The organism is Intrasporangium sp., from assembly GCF_030452765.1.
Classification (GTDB): domain Bacteria; phylum Actinomycetota; class Actinomycetes; order Actinomycetales; family Dermatophilaceae; genus Intrasporangium_A.
On record NZ_JAKDLO010000245.1, the window covers coordinates 1 to 5,325 of the forward strand.

General features: G+C 68.8%; 6 protein-coding genes. 5 read left to right on the plus strand and 1 reads right to left on the minus strand.

Going from position 1 to position 5,325, the window contains the following annotated elements:
* Positions 1-76: 76 nt before the first annotated feature.
* Both L0H79_RS20385 and L0H79_RS20390 read left to right on the plus strand, forming a co-directional pair.
* On the plus strand, positions 77-472 hold the full coding sequence (locus tag L0H79_RS20385; RefSeq protein WP_301486470.1) for a cold-shock protein: 396 nt from the start codon (positions 77-79) through the stop codon (positions 470-472).
* 16 nt (positions 473-488) lie between these two features.
* A complete protein-coding gene (locus L0H79_RS20390) occupies positions 489-1,358 on the plus strand; it encodes a DUF3027 domain-containing protein (RefSeq protein WP_367652506.1) in 870 nt (289 codons plus the stop codon).
* Positions 1,359-1,399: 41 nt separating this feature from the next.
* Here L0H79_RS20390 and L0H79_RS20395 read toward each other — a convergent pair whose 3' ends face one another.
* Positions 1,400-1,660, minus strand: coding sequence for a DUF2530 domain-containing protein (locus L0H79_RS20395; RefSeq protein WP_301486472.1), 261 nt, complete (start codon positions 1,658-1,660; stop codon positions 1,400-1,402).
* Positions 1,661-1,720: 60 nt separating this feature from the next.
* Here L0H79_RS20395 and L0H79_RS20400 point away from each other — a divergent pair, with 60 nt between their 5' ends.
* The 3 genes from L0H79_RS20400 to L0H79_RS20410 all read left to right on the plus strand — a co-directional run bounded on the left by L0H79_RS20400 (position 1,721) and on the right by L0H79_RS20410 (position 5,090).
* A complete protein-coding gene (locus L0H79_RS20400; RefSeq protein WP_301486473.1) occupies positions 1,721-3,217 on the plus strand; it encodes an NCS2 family permease in 1,497 nt (498 codons plus the stop codon).
* 95 nt (positions 3,218-3,312) lie between these two features.
* Positions 3,313-3,792, plus strand: a complete 480-nt coding sequence (locus L0H79_RS20405; RefSeq protein ID WP_301486474.1) for a MarR family winged helix-turn-helix transcriptional regulator — start codon at positions 3,313-3,315, stop codon at positions 3,790-3,792.
* Positions 3,789-5,090 (plus strand): MFS transporter, encoded by a 1,302-nt coding sequence (locus L0H79_RS20410; protein WP_301486475.1) that lies wholly within the window; start codon positions 3,789-3,791, stop codon positions 5,088-5,090. The genes L0H79_RS20405 and L0H79_RS20410 overlap by 4 nt, the downstream gene beginning before the upstream one ends.
* Positions 5,091-5,325 lie beyond the last annotated feature (235 nt).

The window sequence follows — 5,325 nt, forward strand, 5'->3', positions numbered from 1 at the left end:
CCACTCCGGACACGGAGCCGGCTTGGGCCCGGTTAGGCTGGGTGACACATTCCCAGCAACAAGCAAGAGGTGGACTGTGCCCACTGGCAAGGTCAGGTTCTACGATGCCGACAAGGGCTTCGGCTTCATCGCCGAGGACGAGGGCACCGATGTGTTCCTGCACGCGAGCGCCCTACCCGAGGGCGTCACGACCCTGAAGAAGGGCGCCCGGGTCGAGTTCGGGATCGTCGAGGGGCGCCGGGGGGCGCAGGCCCTGTCGGTCCGGGTCCTCGGACCGGCCCAGTCCGTCGCCGCGAACCGTCGTGAGCGCGACCGCAAGCCGACCGAGGAGATGGTCGTCATCATCGAGGACCTCATGCAGCTGCTCGACGGGGTCAGCACCGGCCTGCGCAACGGGCGCTACCCCGAGCGCAAGGTCGGCGCCAAGGTCGCCCAGGTGCTGCGCCACGTCGCCGACGACCTGGAGGGATGACGTGACCCCCGCGGCGGTGACGACGAAGCGAGACGCCATCCTCGCCGAGGCAGTCCCGCTCGCCCGCGCCGAGGTCGACAAGGTGGCCGAGCCGGGCACCGTCGGGGAGTACCTCGGCATGGACATGCTCGGTGGGCGCCTCGCCATGCACTGGTTCGAGTGCCTCTCGCCCGGCTACCGCGGTTGGCGCTGGGGAGCCAGCGTCGCGCGGGTCTCCCGTTCCCGCACCGCGACGGTCTGCGAGACGAACCTCTTGCCCGGCCCCGACGCGATCCTCGCACCGGACTGGGTGCCGTACGCCGACCGGATCGCCCCCGGCGATCTCGGTGCCGGCGACGTGCTGCCCTACCGGCTCGACGACCCCAACCTCGAGGCAGGCTTCGAGGCGACCGGTGACGAGGATGTCGACCAGATGGCGATCTGGGAGCTCGGTCTGGGACGCCACCGGGTCCTGTCCGCTCAGGGCCGTGGCACCGCCGCAACGCGGTGGTACGAGGGGGACCCCGGACCGACGTGCGAGATTGCGCAGCAGGCCTCGGCGCCCTGCTCCACGTGTGGCTACTTCGTCCCGATGGCCGGCGCGCTCCGGACCGTGTTCGGCGTGTGCGCCAACGAGTGGTCCCCCTCTGACGGGCGCGTCGTGTCCCTCGACCATGGGTGCGGCGCCCACTCCGAGGTGGATGTCAGGCGGCCACGGCCGGCATCGGTGCAAGACCCGGTCCTTGACGAGCTCGCCGTCGACATCGAGGTCCACGAGACGACGGAAGGCGGCGCCTCCCAGGGTGACCCCTCGACGGGTGAGGGCGATGCAGAGCGCGACGCGCCGGGGCGCCACCCGGACGAAGCGACCACGCACGAGTCCCCGGATGAGCCGCCGACGGACTGAGCGGCATACGGACCGGGGCCAACTGGCGCATCCGCGGCGGCTCAGGCGTCGGCCGCGTTGCCGCGTCCCCGCCTGACGTAGAACAGGCTGACTACGCCGAGACCGAGCCCGGCCACGCAGCACCACGGCCACCACGACCGGTCGCCGGCGTGCAGAGCGGGTACGAGCAGGACGACGACGAGCGCGACGAGCCACCCGAGCATCCCCATCTCGACGATCCGGGTCATCCGCACATGCACCGGTGTCACGACGTCGTCGTCCGGGGCGCCCGCGCCGCTGGTCCGGGTCTCATCGGTCGCCACGCGTCCAGCCTAGAGTGTCCCCGCGCGACCATCGTGACGCCACTGGCTAGGGTGTGCGCCATGTCGACCGAGACCACGACCCGCCCGCAGGGCTCCAGGCTTGACATGTACTTCAAGCTCAGTGAGCGCGGCTCGAACGTCTCCCGGGAGGTGCGGGGTGGCTTCGTCACGTTCTTCACGATGGTGTACATCGTCGTGCTCAACCCGATCATCCTGTCGGGCATCCAGGATGGCTCCGGCGACTTCATCGGGGGCACGGGCGACCTGAACCACAGCAAGCTGCTCGTCGCCGTCGGCACGGCCTTCGTCGCAGGGATCATGTCCATCCTCATGGGCCTCGTGGCGAACTTCCCCATCTCGCTCGCCGCGGGTCTGGGCATCAACGGCCTGATCGCCGCTGCAGTCGTGGCCCACGCAGCGACCGAGAAGATCACCTTTGCCGACATGATGGGCCTCGTCGTCATCGAGGGGGTCATCATCCTCGTACTCGTCCTGACGGGCTTCCGTACCGCGGTGTTCCGCGCCATCCCGAGGCCGCTCAAGGTTGCGATCTCGGTCGGCATCGGCCTGTTCATCGCCTACATCGGCATCATCGACGCGGGCTTTGCCCGGCCGCCGATGAACGGAACGGTCCCGAGCGAGCTCGGCATCGGGGGTAGCCTCGACGGCTGGCCGACCGTCGTCTTCGTCGTCGGGGTGCTCCTGATGGCGGTCCTCGTCATCCGCAAGGTCAAGGGCGCGATCCTGATCGGCATCATCGTCGCCACGGCGCTCGCGATGATCTTCGAGGCGCTGTTCCACATCGGAGCACGAGTCTACAAGGACGGCACGCTGACCAATCCCGAGGCGTGGGCCCTGAGCGTGCCGCAGTGGCCGTCACACCCGACGAACACCCCCGACTTCGGCATCCTCGGCCAGTTCAGCCTGCTCGGCTCATTCGAGAAGCTCGGCATCGTCACCGCCGCGATGTTCGTCTTCACCCTCCTGCTCGCCGACTTCTTCGACACCATGGGCACGATCGTGGCGATCGGGGCCGAGGCCGGTCTGCTCGACGAGGAAGGCAACCCGCCACGGACGGACCGGATCCTCGTCGTCGACTCGATCGCCGCGGCAGCCGGCGGCGCCGGCGGGATCAGCAGCAACACGTCGTATGTCGAGTCGGCCTCCGGTGTCGGCGAGGGCGCGCGAACCGGACTCGCGTCAGTGGTCACGGGAGTTCTCTTCCTCCTGGCGACCTTCCTTGCCCCCGTGTTCGCCATCGTGCCCTCGGAGGCGGCAGCACCCGCCCTCGTCATCGTCGGGTTCCTCATGATGCAGCAGGTGACCGGGATCGACTGGCGCGACATGGAGGTCGCGATCCCGGCTTTCCTCACCATCGTGCTCATGCCGTTCACGTACAACATCACCGTCGGGATGGGTGCCGGCTTCATCGCCTGGGTGGTGATCAAGATCGCCAAGGGGCACGCGCGCCGGATCCATCCGCTCCTGTGGGTCATCGCGGCGGCGTTCGTCATCTTCTTCGCCAAGGCGCCGATCGAGTCGCTGCTGCTCGGCTGACCGGTAGGTGGCCTCTCGCGCGCCCGACGCACGACCCTCGGAATGGTTAGCCCGGCTAATGAGTTATGCTAACGAGTGGTCGATGAGAGTGGAGCATGAGTAGGCAGGCGACAGGCAGGCACATGGTGGACGAGGCGGGCGGTGTTGCGCCGCTGAGCCGCACGGAGCTTGCGCGGCTGGCGAGCGACCTACGCCTCGCCTGCATGCGGATCTCCCGGCGGGTGCGTTACGAGTCCGACCTGCTCCTGCCGCCGCACCAGTTCTCGGTGCTGTCCCGGCTCGAGTCGGCCCCACGCACCAACAGCGAGCTCGCCGACATCGAGCGGGTCTCCGCGCCGAGCATGAAGCGCACGACCAACTGCCTCGTCGAGGCGGGCTACGTCTCGCGCGCCGACGACCCCCAGGACCGCCGGCAGGTCATCCTCTCGCTGACCCCGCAGGGACTGAAGACACTCAAGCGGATCCGCCGCCACCGGGACGAGTGGATGCTCCAGCGCTTCGATGGCCTCAGCGAGCAGGAGCATGCATTGCTCGCCTCGGTGCGCGACGTCCTGCTCAAGGTGGCCAGCGAGTGAGCCCGACCTTCCACTCTCTCGGGATCCGGAACTACCGGATCTACGCGAGCGGCGCCATCGTGTCGAACACCGGCACCTGGATGGGCCGCGTCGCCCAGGACTGGCTCGTCCTGACCGTCCTGACGGCCGGGTCGGCCTCGGCCCTCGGCATCGTGACCGGGCTGCAGTTCCTGCCCTTCCTGATCCTCGCGCCGTGGGCCGGCCTGGTCGCCGACCGTGTCCCGAACCGCCGCCTGCTCGTCATGACCCAGTCGGCGCTGCTGCTCACAGCGCTCGTGCTCGCCGTCGTCACGGCCCTCGGGGTCGTGCAGCTGTGGCACGTCTACCTCATCGCGTTCGCCCAAGGGGTCGCGACAGCCTTCGACAACCCGGCGAGGCAGACGTTCGTCTCCGAGATGGTCGACCGCGACCACCTCGCCAACGCGGTCGCCCTCAACAGTGCCTCGTTCAACCTCGGCCGGCTCATCGGCCCGGGAGTCGCCGGCCTGGTCATCGCCATGGTCGGGATCGCGCCCGCGCTCTTCGTCAACGCCGCGAGCTTCGTCTTCGTCCTCGTCGCGCTGGCCCGGATGAACGCCGCCGAGCTGGTGCCGATGCCCAAGTCGCGTGGCAAGGGCCAGATTCGTGAGGGGCTGCGCTATGTCAGGGGACGTCGCGACATCCAGCTGGTGATGTTCCTCGTGTTCATCCTCGGCACGTTCGGGATGAACTTCCAGATGACGACGGCCCTGATGGCCACGCAGGTGTTCCACAAGGGCGCCGGGGAGTACGGCCTGCTCGGCTCGATCATGGCGATCGGCTCGCTGGGTGGGGCCCTCATCGCCGCCCGCCGCAACCACCCCCGGCTGCGGGTCCTGCTGGTCGCGCTGGCCGGCTTCACGGCCGCGACGTTGCTGTTGTCGATCGCTCCGAACTATGCCCTGTTCGCCGTCTTCCTCGTGCCCACCGGGCTCGCGTCGCTGACCGCGCTCACCACCGCCAACGCCACGGTGCAGCTCGCGGTCGACCCCGCGATGCGCGGGCGCGTCATGGCCCTCTACATGGCGATCTTCTTCGGCGGCACGCCCCTCGGGGCGCCGGTCATCGGTTGGATCGGCGATGCGTTCGGGGCCCGGTGGACCATCGCGATCGGCACCATCATGGTCGGTCTGTCCCTGCTCGTCGTGGCCGTCTGGACCGCACGGACGCACAATGTGGCGGTGCGCTTCCAAGCCCAAGGCCACCCCCGGTTCAGCCTCGCCGTGAACCGTCCGGTGGTCCCCACCCCGAGCGAGCCTGCCCCCGAGGCAGTCAAGTGAACTTCAAGTTCCGGCACCGGATCACCGTCGCGGCGCTCGTGCTGTTCATCGCGATCGCCGTCATCGCCGCCGTCGTGAACCGCTGAGCGCCAGTACGTCCCCAGCCGTCGAGGACCACACGTCGGTCACCATCTGCTCCACGAGAACTGGACACGGGTCCAGTCTTGGCGGCGTCCGGGCGTCAGATGCCGCGCCAAGTGGACTGGTGTCTCGTCTGGGTGTTCTCAGGTCAGCT

Excerpts from the sequence above, each read along its gene's own strand:
- L0H79_RS20405 (WP_301486474.1), top strand. The coding sequence starts at position 3,313 with ATGAGTAGGCAGGCGACAGGCAGGCACATGGTGGACGAGGCGGGCGGT.
- L0H79_RS20400 (WP_301486473.1), top strand. The coding sequence starts at position 1,721 with ATGTCGACCGAGACCACGACCCGCCCGCAGGGCTCCAGGCTTGACATG.